Origin of the sequence: Pseudomonas sp. LAM2023, from assembly GCF_016620375.1 — a bacterium.
In the GTDB taxonomy this organism is placed as follows: Bacteria; Pseudomonadota; Gammaproteobacteria; order Pseudomonadales; family Pseudomonadaceae; genus Aquipseudomonas; species Aquipseudomonas anuradhapurensis.
Genome location: NZ_JAENHV010000009.1, coordinates 56,881 through 72,147, shown reverse-complemented (window position 1 = coordinate 72,147; position 15,267 = coordinate 56,881). Strand labels below are relative to the sequence as shown.

The following is a 15,267-nucleotide window of genomic DNA, read 5'->3' as shown; positions in this document are numbered from 1 at the left end:
CCACGCCATCAGCGGTTGCGCGTTACCCGCCAGACCGTATTGGCCAGGTCATCGGCGATGATCAATGCACCACGCGGGTCCACCGTCACCCCCACCGGCCGCCCGCGGGTCTTGCCGTCCTCACCGCGGAAGCCGGTGGCGAAGTCGATCGGCTCACCTGCCGGCTTGCCTTTGCCGAACGGCACGAAGATGACCTTGTAGCCGACCGGATTGGGCCGGTTCCAGCTGCCATGTTCACCGACGAAGACACCGTCGGCGAAGCGCTCACCCATGGCCGGGATGGAGAAGGCCACGCCCAATGCCGCCACGTGCGAACCGAGGCTGTAATCCGGCTTGATCGCCGCCGCTACCTTGTCCGGGTTCTGCGGCCGTACCCGCTGATCCACGTTCTGCCCCCAGTAACTGTAAGGCCAGCCGTAGAAACCACCGTCACGCACCGAGGTCAGGTAGTCCGGCACCAGGTCGGGGCCCAGCTCATCGCGCTCGTTGACCACCGCCCACAGCTGCCCGCTCTGCGGCTGGATGGCCAGCGCCGTCGGGTTGCGCAGGCCCGTGGCATAGGGCCGGTGCGCGCCGGTTGCAGCATCGACCTGCCAGACCATGGCCCGGTCGATCTCCACCTCCAGCCCGCGTTCGGTGATGTTGCTGTTGGAGCCGATGCCCACGTACAGGTAACGACCATCCGGGCTGATCGTCAGCGCCTTGGTCCAGTGGTGGTTGATCGCGGCCGGCAGGTCGGTGACCTTGGTCGGCGGGCCATCGGCCCGGGTCTGGCCGTCCTGGTAGTCGAAGCGCACCAGGGCATCCTGGTTGGCCACGTACAGCTTGCCAGCGGCAAAGGCCAGGCCGTACGGCGCATTGAGGTTTTCTGCAAACACCGTCTGCAGCTCATAGGTACCGTCGCCGTCGGCATCGCGCAGCAGGGTCAGGCGGTTGCCCCCCTTGACCTGGGTATTGCCCTTGGCCTTGATCTGGCTGGCGATGACATCCTTGGGCTTGAGCTTGGCCGCGCTACCACCGCGGCCCTCGGCGACCAGGATGTCGCCATTGGGCAACACCAGGGTCTGCCGCGGGATCTTCAGGCCGGTGGCGATGGCAGTGACGGTAAAGCCTTCAGGTACCGTCGGCTTCTGCTCACCCCAGGCTACCGGCTGGGCGATTTTCATGCTCGGCAGCAGGCCACGTTGTGGCGCCGGCAGTTTCGGGTCGGGCCCAAGGGCCTGGGTCGGCTCGCCATCACCGCCACACGCAGTCAACAGCAACGCCATGCTCAACAGGCTCAATGCAGGTACAAGCTTCATGCCGCACCTCCCGAGCGCAGGCCGCTCAAACCGGTCCAGGCGGCCACTGTCGCGAGCACGCTCACGATCACCGACAGCACCAGCCCGGACGGCATTACCGCCCAGGCGTCCTTGGCATGTTCGAAGGCATTGATCAGCCCCAGCACCCAGGTCACCAGCAGCAGCACGAAGTACAGCGTCGGCCGGCCGCCCTTGTGCTCGGCACGGATCAGGTTGGCCAACGCAAACAACAGTGCCAGCCCGCAAAATACCAGGGCGCCGGCGATCAGCCAGGCGGCGAAGTTGCTCCACTGGATCTGGTAACTGTTGAAGTAGGCGATGTCGCTCAGTAGCGCAGCGACAAACAACGGAACGCTGCCGGCCAGCAGCAAGGCATGCAGCGGGCTGGGGGTATGGCGGTAGAAGGTTTGCTCGGATGCGGTCACGGTGCCTCCTTTTCATTCAGTGACCCAAGGGCTGATGGCGTGGCCACCAGGCGTGCGCAGGGCGCGCCTAGCAAAGGAGCCTCTGAACAAGGCGATAGTTCACCGTTTGGTTTGAATGGCCTATGCTGCGAGGCGTTGGCGCAAGGAGACAACCGATGAGCAGCAACCCGATTCGCCCGCGTTCACCCTGGGCGTTGACCACCTTGCTGGCGCTCGGCCTGGTGCTCGTGGCCGGTTGCTCCAGCAACACCGGCAAGACCCACTACGCGGCACGCACAATAGGCTCCAACTGCTTCGCCAAAGCCGTCCCCACCACTGGCGAAGGTGGCCTGGCATGGGGCGATACCTTGAGCATCGCCCGCAAGAAGTCGCTGGACAACTGCGTGCGTTATGCCAGCCGGTCGGGGGGCTCACCGAGAACTTGCCAGGTCGTCATGGCCAAGTGCAAGAACTGAGCTTGTATGAACCGCAACCAAGGCCCCTGCGCCACTTCACGGGTCACGCCTCGGACAAGCCCCCTCTCACGGCGAACCCAACTGGGGGCCGCGCTGACTCGAAGCGCCCTTGCTAACGGCCGCGCGTGATCACCACCTCCAGGTATTCGCTCGGCACCACCAGTGACGTCGGGCCGCCCACATTGCAGGCATTCAGCAATTCGGTAAGGTCACGCTCCAGCGCCGCAGCCGCCTCCGGCTCCAGCGAGGCAAAGGCCGTGCGCATCGGTCCGAACCAGGTGCGGAACACCTCGAGGTAATGCGACGCCGAACGATAGCGGAAGTTGAACAGCTGGCGGCTGATCCTCAACTCGTCAAACGCGCCTGCGAACAGCACGCGCAATTGTTCCTCATCACCCCAGCGCGAGGGCGGCAAGGCCCCGGCAGGCGGCGGTACATGCCGCCCCAGGGTCTTGAACATCTGCCCGACGTAGCCTTGCGGGGTCCAGTTGGCCAGGCCGATCCGGCCACCGGGCCGGCACACCCGGCTCAGTTCGCGCGCAGCCCGGGCCTGGTCGGGGGCGAACATCACGCCGAAGGTCGACAGCACCGCATCGAAGGTGCCATCGGCAAACGGCAGTGCTTCGGCATCGGCGGTCTGGAACACCACATCGAGGCGCTCGGCCCGCGCCCGTTCTTCGCCGCGCTTGAGCAGCTCGGGCACATAGTCGGTGGAGGTGACGCGGCAACCGCGTCGGGCTGCGGCCAGGGTGGCGTTGCCATTGCCGGCGGCAACATCCAGCACCTGTTCGTCCCAGCGCAGGTCACAGGCCTCGGCCAGGCGCTCGCCGACGATTTGCATGGTGGTGCCGATTACCGCGTAGTCGCCACTGGCCCATATGGCTTGCTGGCGGGCTTTCAGGGCATTGGTATCCAAAGAGGTATTCATGGTCTGCGCCTTTGCAAGGTGCGCGGCCGAGATCCTTCTGGCGGTCAACGCGCCATGGATTGAGGGGATAGAAGCAAAACGCTACGCGCCTGGCAGGCGAAGCGACAAGACAGATTGGGGATAGCGGCTATTTGAAAGCGATCTATACGGGCGCGCGTTTTGTAGGAGCGGCCTTGTGTCGCGAGGGGCCGCAAAGCGGCCCCCGGCGATATCAGCCAGTAACGCCTGATCAGGCCAGCCTGGCCCGCGCCGCATGCAGCTTTTTATAGCTCTCGATCAGGCGCAAGTGGCGGTCGAGGCCTTCGAGCTTCATGCTGGTCGGGGTCAGGCCATGGAAGCGCACGCTGCCATCGACCGAGCCCAACACCGCGTCCATGCGCGAGTCGCCGAACATACGCCGGAAGTTGGCTTCGTAGTCGTCCATTTCCAGCTCGTCGTCCAGCAACACTTCCAGCACCACGTTCAATGCCTGGTAGAACAACCCGCGCTCGACGGTGTTGTCGTTGAACTGCAGGAACGCCTCGACCAGTTCCTTGGCATCCTCGAAGCGCTGCACTGCCAGGCAGATCAGCAGCTTCAGTTCAAGAATGGTCAGCTGGCCCCAGACTGTGTTTTCGTCGAACTCCACCCCGATCAGCGTGGTGATGGTGGTGTAGTCATCCACATCGCAGTTGTCCAGGCGCTTGAGCAGCAGCTTGAGGGCGCGGTTGTCGAGGCTGTGCAGGTTGAGGATATCGGCGCGGAACGACAGGGCGCGGTTGGTGTTGTCCCAGATCAGGTCCTCCACCGGGTAGATTTCCGAGTAACCCGGCACCAGGATGCGGCAGGCGGTGGCGCCAAGGTTGTCGTACACGGCCATGTACACCTCCTTGCCCAGGTCTTCGAGGATGCCGAACAGGGTCGCGGCCTCCTGCACGTTGGAATCCTCGCCATGGCCGGAGAAGTCCCACTCGACGAACTCGAAGTCGGCCTTGGCGCTGAAGAAGCGCCACGACACCACGCCGCTGGAGTCGATGAAATGCTCGACGAAGTTGTTCGGCTCGGTCAGCGCGTGGCTTTCGAAGGTCGGCTGCGGCAGGTCGTTCAGGCCCTCGAAGCTGCGCCCCTGGAGCAGTTCGGTAAGGCTGCGCTCCAGCGCCACTTCCAGGCTCGGATGGGCACCGAACGAGGCAAATACGCCACCGGTACGCGGGTTCATCAGGGTCACGCACATGACCGGGAACGCGCCGCCCAGCGAAGCATCCTTGACCAGCACCGGGAAGCCCTGCTCCTCCAGGCCCTGGATGCCGGCAACAATGGCCGGGTACTTGGCCAATACCTCCTGCGGCACGTCCGGCAGGCACAGCTCGCCTTCGAGGATTTCGCGCTTCACCGCCCGTTCGAAGATTTCCGACAGGCACTGCACCTGCGCTTCGGCCAGGGTATTGCCGGCGCTCATGCCATTGCTGAGGAACAGGTTCTCGATCAGGTTGGACGGGAAGTACACCACCTGCTGGTCGGACTGGCGCACGAACGGCAGCGAGCAGATGCCACGGGCCGTGTTGCCCGAGTTGGTGTCGTACAGGTGCGAGCCGCGCAGCTCGCCGTCCGGGTTGTAGATCGCCAGGCAGTGCTCGTCGAGGATCTCGACCGGCAGCGCGTCCCGCGGGCCCGGTTTGAACCATTGCTCGTTCGGGTAGTGCACGAACGGCGCGTTGGCCAGGTCCTCACCCCAGTACTGGTCGTTATAGAAGAAGTTGCAGTTCAGGCGCTCGATGAATTCGCCCAGCGCCGAGGCCAGCGCAGCCTCCTTGGTCGCGCCCTTGCCGTTGGTGAAGCACATTGGCGACTGGGCGTCGCGTACGTGCAGCGACCATACGTTGGGCACGATGTTGCGCCACGAAGCGATCTCGATCTTCATCCCCAGCCCGGCCAGGATGCCCGACATGTTGGCGATGGTCTGCTCCAGCGGCAGGTCCTTGCCAGGAATGTAGGTGCTGGTGTCCGACACCGGCATCAACAGGCCCTGGGCATCGGCATCGAGGTTGTCGACCACTTCGATGACGAACTCGGGGCCGGTCTGTACCACCTTCTTCACGGTGCAGCGGTCGATGGAACGCAGGATACCCTGGCGGTCCTTGTCGGAGATGTCCTCGGGCAGCTCGACCTGGATCTTGAAGATCTGGTTGTAGCGGTTTTCCGGGTCGACGATGTTGTTCTGTGCCAGGCGAATGTTTTCGGTCGGGATGTTACGGGTCTGGCAGTACAGCTTGACGAAGTAAGCCGCGCACAAGGCCGAGGACGCCAGGAAATAGTCGAACGGCCCCGGGGCCGAGCCATCACCTTTGTAACGGATCGGTTGGTCGGCGATCACCGTGAAGTCGTCGAACTTGGCTTCGAGACGGAGATTGTCGAGAAAATTGACCTTGATTTCCATGCGGGATTACCGTGATTTAAGCGTGCAAAACGAAAGTGGCCGGCATTATCCGGGTTTTCACCGCGGAAGTCCTGTTTGCGCGACCAGCTTGCGCATTCCGCCGAATTACTTGCCTGATCCTCTGAACCTGGCCTATCCAGCAGATCAACGGTCAGCCCCCTGTGCTAGCGTTTTCGGACTGGGGAACAGCGTATTCCCCAACCGCAAAGACAGCGCGACAGTAACCGTAGACGGGCAGGTGAACCATGGAACTACGCATCAACCAGAAGACCTACCAGGTCGAGGCAGACGCCGATACACCCTTGCTGTGGGTGATCCGCGATGACCTGGGGCTGACCGGCACCAAGTATGGCTGCGGCCTGGCCCAGTGCGGCGCCTGTTCGGTGCTGGTGGACGGCAACGTGGTGCGCGCTTGCGTCACGCCGGTGGCCGGTGTGGTCGGGCGCGAGGTGACCACCATCGAGGCGATCGAGGCCGACGCCGTGGGCAAGCGGGTGGTCGCGGCCTGGGTCGAACACCAGGTTGCCCAGTGCGGTTATTGCCAGTCCGGCCAGGTGATGGCGGCCACCGCACTGCTCAAGCACACGCCCAAACCCAGTGACGCGCAGATCGACGCGGCGATGGTCAACCTGTGCCGCTGCGGCACCTACAACGCCATCCATGCCGCCATGCATGACCTGGCTCAAGGAGAGAAGGCCTGATGCGCACGCCCGTCGATACACCTGCAGAAGCCGACCTGCTCGAGTTGCAGCAGGGCGCGACCCTCAACCTGTCGCGTCGGCGCTTTCTGGCCGGCACGGCGGTCGGCGCCCTGGTGCTTGGCTTCGGCCTGCCGCTGGGCCCGGCCCGCGCGCAGGCAGCGGCCGCTACCAGCGCCGAACGCGGCACTCAGGTACCGGCATTCCTGGAGATCCGCCCGGACGGCACGGTGCGCCTGCTCAGCCCGTTCATGGAAGGCGGGCAAGGCCCTTTCACCGCCATGGCCCAGATCGTCGGAGAGGAACTGGATGTCGACCCGGCCAGGTTCGTGGTCGATAGCGCGCCGCCTGGGGAAGCCTATGTAGTGATGGAAAACGGTATGCGCATCACCGGCGGCAGCATGTCGGTACGCATGAGCTACCCGACCATGCGCCGCCTGGGCGCCCTCGCCCGCGCCATGCTGCTGCAGGCAGGCGCCGAGCAGCTGGGCGTACCGGTTGAGCAACTCACCACCACCCCGGGCAACGTGGTACATACCACGAGTGGGCGTTCCGTGCCCTATGGTGAACTGGCCGCGCGGGCCATGGACCTGCCGGTACCCGACCCGGCCAGCGTCAAGCTGCGCGACCCCAGCCAGTTTCGCTGGATCGGCAAGCCGGTACGCCGCCTGGATGCCTATGACAAGTCCACCGGCAAGGCCGTGTACAGCATCGACGTCAAGGTCGACGGCATGCTCCATGCTGCCGTGCAGCACGCGCCACGCCTGGGCATGACCGTCGGCAGCCTGCGCAACGAAGAGCAGGTCAAGGCCATGCCGGGTGTGCACTCGGTGCATCAGTTGCCTGGCGCCGTGGCGGTGGTTGCCGAGCGCTGGTGGCACGCCAAGCGTGCGGTAGAAGCCATCCAGGTGGACTGGCAGGAGCCTGCCGCCGACAGCCCGGTACGGCCGATGCCGGCCGACTTCTCCAGCGATGGCTGGCGCGAGCACCTGGCCACGGTCGAAGGCCCGTCCCGCGACGAGGAAAACCAGGGCGATGTGGCCGGCATGCTGGCCAGTGCCAAGACCCGCGTCGAGGCGACCTACCAAAACCAGTACCTCAACCATGCCCAGCTCGAGCCACCCTCGGCACTGGCGCGCTTCAATGCCGATGGTTCGCTGGAGGTGTGGCTGCCCAACCAGGCGCCGGACATGTTCCGTGACGACATCGCCCGGCGCACCGGCCTGGCTCCGGCACAGATCACCCTGCACTCGCCGTTGCTGGGTGGTTTCTTCGGCCGCCACTTCCTCTACGACTCGGCCAACCCCTACCCTCAGGCGATTGCCTTGGCCAAGGCGGTCGGCCGCCCGGTGAAGCTCATCTGGAGTCGCGAGGAAGAGTTCCTGCGTGACGTACTGCGCCCGGTGGCGGTGGTGAAGTTGCGTGCCGGGCTGGATGCCGACGGCCTGCCGGTGGCGCTCGAGGCCGTGAGCGCCACCGAAGGCCCGACCGAAGCCCTCGCCGGCAAACAGGGCGACAAGCTCGACCCGACTGCGCTTGAAGGGCTGTCGGGCAAGTCCTACGCAATTGCCAACAAACGCATCGCCCAGGTCTACGTCAAAGGCCCGGCCATGCTTGGTTACTGGCGCTCGGTGGGCAACTCGCTGAACGACTTCTTCTACGAGTCGTTCCTTGACGAGCTGGCCGACAAGGGCGGCAAGGACCCGTTCGAACTGCGCCTGCACCTGCTGCGTGACAACCCGCGCCTGACCACCCTGCTGCAGGCGGTTGCCGAACTGTCCGGCGGCTGGAAGCGCGGGCCGTTCACTGCCGAGGACGGCAGCAAGCGCGCACGCGGCGTGGCCATGGCCTCGCCGTTCGGCTCGGAAGCGGCGGTCATTGCCGAAGTGTCGATCGAAAATGGCCAGGTCAAGGTGCACGACATCTGGCAGGCCATCGACCCGGGCAGCATCGTCAACCCGGCGATCATCGAGCACCAGGTCAACGGCGCCGTCGCCCTGGGCCTGTCGCAGACGCTGCTGGAAGAAGCGGTATACGTCGACGGCAAGCCACGCGCGCGCAACTACGACCTGTACCCGATCCTGCCGCCCTCGCGCATGGCCCGGGTGCATGTCCGTATCGTCGAGAGCGGGGCGAAGATGGGCGGTATCGGCGAGCCACCGCTGCCCGCCGTCGCCCCGGCGGTGGTCAACGCGATCGCGCAACTGACCGGCCAGCGCGTGCGCAGCCTGCCGCTGAGCCGCCATACCTTCAGCTGAGCGCACAAGGACGTACCATGACCCATCGTTTCGCAAGAACCGCTGTCTGGCTGGCGCTGCCGTGCCTGGTCGCGGCAGGCCTGCTGGCCTGGTACGTCACCCGCGAGCCCGTTTCACCGTTTACCGGTGAACAGGCCACGGCCGCCGACCCGGCGCTGGTCAACCGTGGCGAGTACGTGGCGCGGCTCAGCGACTGCGTAGCCTGCCACAGCGTGCCGGACGGCAAGCCGTTCGCCGGCGGGCTGGAAATGGCCACCCCGCTGGGCGCCATTCATGCCACCAACATCACCCCCGACCGCGACAACGGCATCGGTCGCTACAGCCTGGCCGACTTCGACCGCGCCGTGCGCCACGGCGTCGCGCCCGGTGGCCGGCGGTTGTACCCGGCCATGCCCTACCCGTCCTACGCCAAGCTTGGCGATGACGATGTCAAGGCGCTGTACGCCTTCTTCATGCTCGGCGTGCAGCCGGTAGCGCAGGCCAACCAGCCCGGCGACATTCCCTGGCCGCTGAACCTGCGTTGGCCCATCGCCGTGTGGAATGGCCTGTTCGCCACCAGCACGCCGTACGCCGACCAGGCCGGCAAGGATGCACAGTGGAACCGCGGCGCCTACCTGGTCCAGGGCCCTGGCCACTGCGGCAGCTGCCACACCCCGCGCGGCCTGGCGTTCAACGAGAAGGCCCTGGATGACAGTGGCAAGCCGTTCCTCGCCGGTGCCCTGCTCGATGGCTGGTACGCGCCGAGCCTGCGCGCCGACCACAACACCGGGCTGGGGCGCTGGAGCGAGGCGGAAATAACGCAGTTCCTCAAGACCGGGCGCAACCGCCATGCGGTGGTATTCGGTTCGATGACCGAGGCCTTCAACAATTCCACTCAGTTCATGAGCGACGCTGACCTGGCCGCCATCGCGCACTACCTGAAGTCGCTGCCTGGCGATCCGCAGCGCGACGGCGCAGCGTGGCAGCACCAGGACGAATCGGCAGCAACGCGGCTCGATAGCCCCGGGGCGCATGGCTATGTGACCCGTTGTGCGTCGTGCCACGGCCTGGACGGCAAGGGCCAGGCGGAATGGATGCCACCCTTGGCCGGTGCCACATCGGCACTGGCCAAGGAAGACGCCTCGGCGATCAACATTACCCTCAACGGCTCACAGCGGGTGGTAACCGCTGGCCTGCCGGATGCCTATCGCATGCCGGCGTTTCGTGAACAGTTGAGCGATCAGGAAATTGCCGCCGTGCTGAGCTTCGTGCGCACGGCCTGGGGCAACCAGGGCGGTACGGTGAGTGTCCAGGCAGTGAGCAAGCTGCGTGAGCATACCGACCCGGCCAGCAGCAGCCCGATCATCCTGCATATGCGTTGAAATGTGGAGGCCGGTACGGCCCCCCGAACATCCGATCTACCGGAGTAACCATGGAAAGCATCGACCTGCTGGTGCTGCGCACCACCCGCGACTGGCTCGCCACCGGTCACCGCGCCTTGCTCGCCACCGTCGCCCGCACCTGGGGATCTTCGCCACGCCCAGTGGGCTCGATGATGGCCCTGCGCAGCGATGGCCGGGTGGTCGGCAGTGTCTCCGGTGGCTGTATCGAAGACGACCTCATCCACCGCTTCACCACCGCCTACGGCGGTCCCGGCATGCCCCATGGCCTGCCACAGCTGGTGCGCTACGGCGTCAGCGCCGACGACGCCCACCGTTTCGGCCTGCCCTGCGGCGGCACGCTCGAACTGGTGCTGGAATTCGCCCCGTCGCTGCCGCATCTGGAGCAACTGCTGGCAGGCCTGGACAGCGGCAGCCTGGTGCGCCGCGATCTCGACCTGCGCAGCGGCGCGGCCAGCCTCGCCGCCACCAGCGCGCCCGAGCTGTTCAGCTTCGATGGCCAGCGCCTGTGCAACACCCTCGGCCCCGGCTACCGCTTGCTGCTGATCGGTGCCGGCGCGCTGGCCGAATACCTGGCGACCATGGCCCTGTTCAATGGCTTCAGCGTTTCCCTGTGCGACCCACGCCCCGAGTACCGGGCCGGTTGGAACGTTGCCGGCGTCAATCACTTGGCCGGCATGCCGGACGACGTGGTGCGCGCCTTCGCCCCGGACCTGCGCAGTGCCATCGTCGCCGTCAGCCACGACCCCAAGCTGGACGACCTGGCCCTGCTCGAAGCCTTGCACAGCCCGGCGTTCTACATCGGTGCGATTGGCTCGCGGCGCAACAGCCAGCTGCGCCGTGAGCGCCTGATCGAACACTTCGGCGAAAGCGAAGCGTCACTGCAGCGCCTGCATGGCCCCATCGGGATCTATATCGGCAGCAAGACACCGGCGGAGATCGCGGTCAGCGTGATGGCCGAGCTCCTCGCTGCGAAGAACGCCGTCAGCCTGCCCGGCGCGGTCAATGTGACCCGGGCCAAGGAAGCCGAGCAGCTGTCACGGACCTTGTAGGAGCGGCCTTGCGTCGCGATGGGGCGCGAAGCGGCCCTGGTTTTCAGCTTCGCAGCGGAGATTGCCGGGGGCGCTTCGCACCCCATCGCGACGCAAGGCCGCTCCTACAAGGACCACGCAGCAGGGCCTACTGCCAACGCTCCAGGTTCTGCTGCAACAGCTGTTCCGGCAACGCCCCGGCTACGATCTTTTCCATTTCCCGCGCCAGCGCTTCACGCAACTGCGGCTGGTTGCAGGGCGAGTGATGCGACATCGCCAGGTACAGCCCTTCGCTGGAAATCGGCGGCTCCAGCACCCGCACAGTCCCGGCGATGCCCAAGCTGCGCACCAGGGCCATGCCGGGATACTGCTCGTACACCACATAATCGCTGCGCTTGTGCAGCAGCTTCTCGAACGCCTGCCTGGCGCCGGGTACTGCCTCGAGGGTGAGGTTGGCCCTGGCGTAGTCGTCGAACTGCTGGCCATGGCTGTTGCTGACCAGTATGCCGCCCTTGTGGCCTTTCAGGTCGGCCCATTGCTGGTAGGCGAAGGCACTGTCCTGGCGCACCCAGACCACGCTTGGGGTGTGCAGGAATGGCGGGGCGATGAAGTCCATCTGTTGCTGGCGGGCCCGGGTCAGGAAATACCCGGCCATCAAGTCGATACGGCCGGTGCGCACTTCTTCCTGCGCGCGCGACCACGGCCCGGTATAGATCAATTCGATTTCCAGCCCCAGCTGCTTGCCCAGGTATTTCAGCAGGTCGGCATTGACACCGATCAGTTGCTGCGGGTTTTGCGGGTCGCGCCACAGATAAGGGGGGTATTCCGGGTTGCCGGTGGCCGTCAGCCGCCGACAGGGTTCATCTGCCACCGCCACCAGGGGTAGCAGCAACAGGCACGGCAACAGCCGCAAGGCGTGGCGAAAGCAACGCTCGATCATGAACAACCCTCGGTCGGCTGCGGCATCCCTATGTGCGCGCCATGAATCAGTCTGGATCACCTGCGGTCATCCTGCTGGCCGTCTATCGGCCAGCATTGGTGCCCCGAAGCTGCAGGCCTCGCGCCTGCACCACCCGTACTTCAGGCGCCCTGCCGCCGCATCGCCAGGATCGCCGCGCCGAAGCCGATGAAGGTCGTGCCCACTACCCGGCTTACCCAGCGAGACAGCGACGGCCGAGTGAGCACGCCCTTGGCCCGTGCCGCCAACGCCGCATACAGGCTCAGCGAAACCAGCGACAAGGCCACGAAGATCCCGGTCAGGATCAGGAACTGTGGCAACAACGCCGCCCCCTGGTCGATGAACTGCGGAAACAGCGCGGTGAAGAACATGGTCGCCTTGGGGTTGGTCACGGCCGTGAAGAAGGCCGACTTGTACAGTTTCAGCGGCGTCGGTCGTACCTTGGGCACCCCTTCTGCACCATCTTGTGCCAGCATCGGGCTGGTTTTCAGCAATTGCCGCGCGCCCAGATAGAACAGGTAGCCGGCGCCCAGGATCTTCACGGCATTGAAGAGCATTTCAGAACTGGCCAGCAGTGCGCCCAGCCCGAGCATGGCTGCAGCCGACAGGCAGAACAGGCCCGAGCCATTGCCCAGCGACGACCAGATCGCGCTGCGCTGGCCGTGGGCAAGGCTGTTGTTGATGGCCATCAGGGTGGCAGGGCCAGGGCTGGCGATCGCGATGGCCGCGACCAGGGTAAAGGCTAACAGCGAGTGAGAATCCATTTCAGGCTCGTCAGACAACAAAACAGAAAGGGCCGCGTGCAGGATACGCAGGTTCAGCCGGCATTCTGCCGCTTGGCCGCTTTCTTGGCGATAACTTTCATGCGCGTGGCCGCCCGCTGCACGGTGGCCATCTTCTCGGGGCGCTTCATGCCCCGCCATTTGCGGATTTCGTCGCGGGTGCGGCCACAACTCACGCACAGCTCGCTGTTGAGCTGGCACAGCGAGACGCAAGGGTTGTCGATGTCTTTGGCCATGCTGCCACTTAACCAGGCATGGCTGCCCGCGCCTGTGCCGCGGCGCCCTGGAACACCTGGCGTACGTCCTCGGCCTTGACCTTGCTGACCGACCTCGCAGCCAGCAGTTCGTCGACCACGCGCAAGCCCTGCTCCAGGGCGGTGGCCAGTTGCTCGCTGTCGGAGGCGTCGGCGATATCACCCAGATAAGGAGCGATGAGGTACACGTAACGGTCCTGCAGCTTGAGCGCTTCCAGCGCATCGAGGGCTTTCTGGAACCGATCGGCAGCGGCAGGGCTCATGCTCAATTTATCGAAATGAATCAGGCTCACACGGTCAGTGGCCATGTTGACGAATCTCCGTTTCCTGTTACGGCCAGGCCCACACAGCAGCGCTTCTACGGTGCTCGGACGGGCGGGCCCGGTTGATGCCCTTCAGGGTACCAGAACGCGAAGCAGAAAGGGCCATCACCCCCAGAACTAAAAGTATTTGCCAAGTCGCGTAATGGACGCCCCACGGCGCTATCGGGACAGGCGCTGGCATTTCCTGCGCAGGATAATCGCCTCAGCAGTTTCCCGCCGAGGCAGTGCGCGAGCCCGGCAGCCCACACGACAACAAGCCTGCGCCAGCAGGTAAGCCAGAAAAAGGGCCCTGAAATTCATGGCAAAGGAACACATCACCGAAACGCTCGACCTTGGCGTGACAGACCCCTCGAAAACCGCCGAAGCACGCCAGGACCGGCATTTCGAGGGCAAGCTCGACTGGATCGTCTTTGGCTGCACCAGCCTCCTGGCAATCGCTTTCGTCCTCTGGGGCTTCCTCAACCAGGCCAGCCTCGCCAGCCACGCCTCCAGCGCGCAGTCCTGGGTCATCCTCAACTTCGGCTGGTTCTTCGTGCTGACTTCCACCCTGTTCGTGGTGTTCGTGCTGTGGCTGGCCGCCAGCCGCTACGGCCGGGTGCCGCTGGGGCGCGATGGCGAACAGCCCGAGTTCCGCACGGTGTCCTGGGTGGCGATGATGTTCAGCGCCGGCATGGGCATCGGCCTGATGTTCTTCGGCGTTGCCGAACCCCTTTCGCACTATGTGTCACCACCGCCAGGGTCAGCCGCTGGGCAGAGCAGCGAAGCGATGCAGGTGGCCATGGCCACCACGCTGTTCCACTGGACCTTGCACCCATGGGCGATGTACGCCATCGTCGGCCTGGTGATTGCCTACGGCACCTTCCGCCGGGGCCGCTCGCAGTTGATTTCCGCCGCCTTCCGGCCGTTGATCGGCAAGCATGCCAATGGCCCGCTGGGCCGCATGATCGACATGATGGCGATCTTCGCCACGCTGTTCGGTTCGGCCGCCTCACTCGGCCTGGGCGCCCTGCAGATTGCCGGCGGCCTGGAATACAACGGCTGGATCGACAACCCCGGCAAGCTGTTCTACATCTCGGTCATCACCTTGCTGACCATCGCCTTCGTCACCTCGGCGGTTTCCGGCATCGGCAAGGGTATCCAGTGGCTGTCCAACACCAACATGGTGCTGGCCCTGGTGCTGGCGGCGTTCGTGTTCATGGTGGGCCCGACCCTGCTGATGCTCAACCTGTTGCCGACCTCGATCGGCATCTACATCAAGATGCTCCCGGAAATGATGGCCCGCACCAATGCCAGCGGCGGCGAGCAGATGAACAGCTGGCTGGCCGGCTGGACCGTGTTCTACTGGGCCTGGTGGATTTCCTGGACGCCATTCGTGGGCATGTTCATCGCCCGCATCAGCCGTGGTCGCACCATCCGCCAGTTCGTCACCGGCGTATTGCTGGTACCGAGCCTGGTCAGCCTGGTGTGGTTCACCATCTTCGGCGGCGCGAGCATCGAGGCCCTGCGCGAAGGTGCCTTGCAACTGGCCAATGGCGCAGTCAACAGCAACCATGCGCTGTACCAGTTGCTGGCCAGCTACCCGCTGGCCTCGGCGACCTCGGTGCTGGTAATGATCCTGGTGGGCATCTTCTTCGTCTCGGGGGCCGACGCTGCCTCGCTGGTCATGGGCACACTGTCGGAACACGGCACCACCACGCCATCGCGCCGCACGGTGATCTTCTGGGGCGCGCTGACCGGTACGGTGGCGGCGATCATGCTGGCCATCGGCGACCCACGCGACCCCGGCGAGGCGCTCACCGGGCTGCAGAACCTGACCATCGTCGTGGCCTTGCCGTTCGTGGTGGTGATGGTGCTGCTATGCCTGGCGCTGTACCGCGACCTGCGCAAGGACCCGATGATGCTGCGCCACCTGCGCGGTAACGAACTGATCGAAAAGGCCGTGCTGTATGGCGCGGTCAAGCACGGCGAGGAGTTCTACATCGTGGTGCAGGAGAAGAAGGCATCCAGCAAGGCCACCCCAGCGGCAAGCGAAGTGTCCGAAACCTGACGCGGCCTGTGT

General features: G+C 65.0%; 14 protein-coding genes. 6 read left to right on the top strand and 8 right to left on the bottom strand.

Annotated elements, in window-relative coordinates; genetic code table 11:
• Positions 1–8: 8 nt before the first annotated feature.
• Positions 9–1,301, bottom strand: coding sequence for a PQQ-dependent sugar dehydrogenase (locus tag JKP78_RS00470; RefSeq protein ID WP_200625831.1), 1,293 nt, complete (start codon positions 1,299–1,301; stop codon positions 9–11).
• On the bottom strand, positions 1,298–1,726 hold the full coding sequence (locus tag JKP78_RS00465) for a DUF2231 domain-containing protein (protein WP_200625829.1): 429 nt from the start codon (positions 1,724–1,726) through the stop codon (positions 1,298–1,300). The genes JKP78_RS00470 and JKP78_RS00465 overlap by 4 nt, the downstream gene beginning before the upstream one ends.
• Positions 1,727–1,881: 155 nt before the next feature.
• Between JKP78_RS00465 and JKP78_RS00460 the strand changes: the two genes are divergently transcribed.
• Positions 1,882–2,181, top strand: coding sequence for a hypothetical protein (locus JKP78_RS00460; RefSeq protein ID WP_186685612.1), 300 nt, complete (start codon positions 1,882–1,884; stop codon positions 2,179–2,181).
• A 112-nt stretch (positions 2,182–2,293) separates the two neighbouring features.
• On the opposite strand, the gene JKP78_RS00455 is transcribed toward JKP78_RS00460, so the two are convergent.
• Complete coding sequence (locus JKP78_RS00455) at positions 2,294–3,109, bottom strand: class I SAM-dependent methyltransferase (protein WP_200625828.1); 816 nt, start codon at positions 3,107–3,109, stop codon at positions 2,294–2,296.
• A 229-nt stretch (positions 3,110–3,338) separates the two neighbouring features.
• Positions 3,339–5,525: an OsmC domain/YcaO domain-containing protein gene (locus JKP78_RS00450; RefSeq protein ID WP_186685608.1), complete on the bottom strand. Its 2,187-nt coding sequence runs from the start codon at positions 5,523–5,525 to the stop codon at positions 3,339–3,341.
• 245 nt (positions 5,526–5,770) lie between these two features.
• Here JKP78_RS00450 and JKP78_RS00445 point away from each other — a divergent pair, with 245 nt between their 5' ends.
• From JKP78_RS00445 to JKP78_RS00430, 4 genes are read left to right on the top strand one after another with little or no spacing between them, the layout of a single operon-like run.
• Entirely contained in the window at positions 5,771–6,226 is a 456-nt protein-coding gene (locus JKP78_RS00445; protein ID WP_170030265.1) for a (2Fe-2S)-binding protein, read from the top strand.
• Positions 6,226–8,481, top strand: a complete 2,256-nt coding sequence (locus JKP78_RS00440) for a xanthine dehydrogenase family protein molybdopterin-binding subunit (protein WP_200625827.1) — start codon at positions 6,226–6,228, stop codon at positions 8,479–8,481. Before JKP78_RS00445 ends, JKP78_RS00440 begins: the two co-directional genes overlap by 1 nt.
• 17 nt (positions 8,482–8,498) lie before the next feature.
• Positions 8,499–9,842 carry a c-type cytochrome gene (locus tag JKP78_RS00435; RefSeq protein ID WP_200625826.1) on the top strand — a complete coding sequence of 448 codons (1,344 nt, stop codon included), beginning with the start codon at positions 8,499–8,501 and terminating at the stop codon, positions 9,840–9,842.
• 50 nt (positions 9,843–9,892) lie between these two features.
• The gene (locus JKP78_RS00430; protein ID WP_186685603.1) at positions 9,893–10,912 is read left to right on the top strand and encodes an XdhC family protein; all 1,020 of its coding nucleotides are present in this window, start codon (positions 9,893–9,895) and stop codon (positions 10,910–10,912) included.
• Between the two features lie 127 nt (positions 10,913–11,039).
• Here the strand turns inward: JKP78_RS00430 and JKP78_RS00425 are convergent, their stop codons facing one another.
• From JKP78_RS00425 to JKP78_RS00410, 4 genes are all read right to left on the bottom strand, one after another.
• Positions 11,040–11,831 (bottom strand): substrate-binding periplasmic protein, encoded by a 792-nt coding sequence (locus JKP78_RS00425; RefSeq protein ID WP_200625824.1) that lies wholly within the window; start codon positions 11,829–11,831, stop codon positions 11,040–11,042.
• 140 nt (positions 11,832–11,971) lie between these two features.
• Positions 11,972–12,613: a LysE family translocator gene (locus JKP78_RS00420; protein WP_186685599.1), complete on the bottom strand. Its 642-nt coding sequence runs from the start codon at positions 12,611–12,613 to the stop codon at positions 11,972–11,974.
• 53 nt (positions 12,614–12,666) lie between these two features.
• Positions 12,667–12,867, bottom strand: coding sequence for a DUF1289 domain-containing protein (locus JKP78_RS00415; RefSeq protein ID WP_186685597.1), 201 nt, complete (start codon positions 12,865–12,867; stop codon positions 12,667–12,669).
• Between the two features lie 8 nt (positions 12,868–12,875).
• Positions 12,876–13,193, bottom strand: a complete 318-nt coding sequence (locus tag JKP78_RS00410; RefSeq protein WP_186679970.1) for a hypothetical protein — start codon at positions 13,191–13,193, stop codon at positions 12,876–12,878.
• A gap of 313 nt (positions 13,194–13,506) precedes the next feature.
• Between JKP78_RS00410 and JKP78_RS00405 the strand changes: the two genes are divergently transcribed.
• Positions 13,507–15,255 (top strand): BCCT family transporter, encoded by a 1,749-nt coding sequence (locus JKP78_RS00405; RefSeq protein ID WP_186685595.1) that lies wholly within the window; start codon positions 13,507–13,509, stop codon positions 15,253–15,255.
• Positions 15,256–15,267 lie beyond the last annotated feature (12 nt).

Bases quoted from the DNA above. Each gene is read 5' to 3' on its own strand.
- JKP78_RS00415 (WP_186685597.1), bottom strand. From the start codon at position 12,867: ATGGCCAAAGACATCGACAACCCTTGCGTCTCGCTGTGCCAGCTCAAC.
- JKP78_RS00425 (WP_200625824.1), bottom strand. From the start codon at position 11,831: ATGATCGAGCGTTGCTTTCGCCACGCCTTGCGGCTGTTGCCGTGCCTG.
- JKP78_RS00470 (WP_200625831.1), bottom strand. From the start codon at position 1,301: ATGAAGCTTGTACCTGCATTGAGCCTGTTGAGCATGGCGTTGCTGTTG.
- JKP78_RS00435 (WP_200625826.1), top strand. From the start codon at position 8,499: ATGACCCATCGTTTCGCAAGAACCGCTGTCTGGCTGGCGCTGCCGTGC.
- JKP78_RS00455 (WP_200625828.1), bottom strand. From the start codon at position 3,109: ATGAATACCTCTTTGGATACCAATGCCCTGAAAGCCCGCCAGCAAGCC.
- JKP78_RS00460 (WP_186685612.1), top strand. From the start codon at position 1,882: ATGAGCAGCAACCCGATTCGCCCGCGTTCACCCTGGGCGTTGACCACC.
- JKP78_RS00450 (WP_186685608.1), bottom strand. From the start codon at position 5,525: ATGGAAATCAAGGTCAATTTTCTCGACAATCTCCGTCTCGAAGCCAAG.
- JKP78_RS00420 (WP_186685599.1), bottom strand. From the start codon at position 12,613: ATGGATTCTCACTCGCTGTTAGCCTTTACCCTGGTCGCGGCCATCGCG.
- JKP78_RS00410 (WP_186679970.1), bottom strand. From the start codon at position 13,193: ATGGCCACTGACCGTGTGAGCCTGATTCATTTCGATAAATTGAGCATG.
- JKP78_RS00445 (WP_170030265.1), top strand. From the start codon at position 5,771: ATGGAACTACGCATCAACCAGAAGACCTACCAGGTCGAGGCAGACGCC.
- JKP78_RS00430 (WP_186685603.1), top strand. From the start codon at position 9,893: ATGGAAAGCATCGACCTGCTGGTGCTGCGCACCACCCGCGACTGGCTC.
- JKP78_RS00440 (WP_200625827.1), top strand. From the start codon at position 6,226: ATGCGCACGCCCGTCGATACACCTGCAGAAGCCGACCTGCTCGAGTTG.
- JKP78_RS00405 (WP_186685595.1), top strand. From the start codon at position 13,507: ATGGCAAAGGAACACATCACCGAAACGCTCGACCTTGGCGTGACAGAC.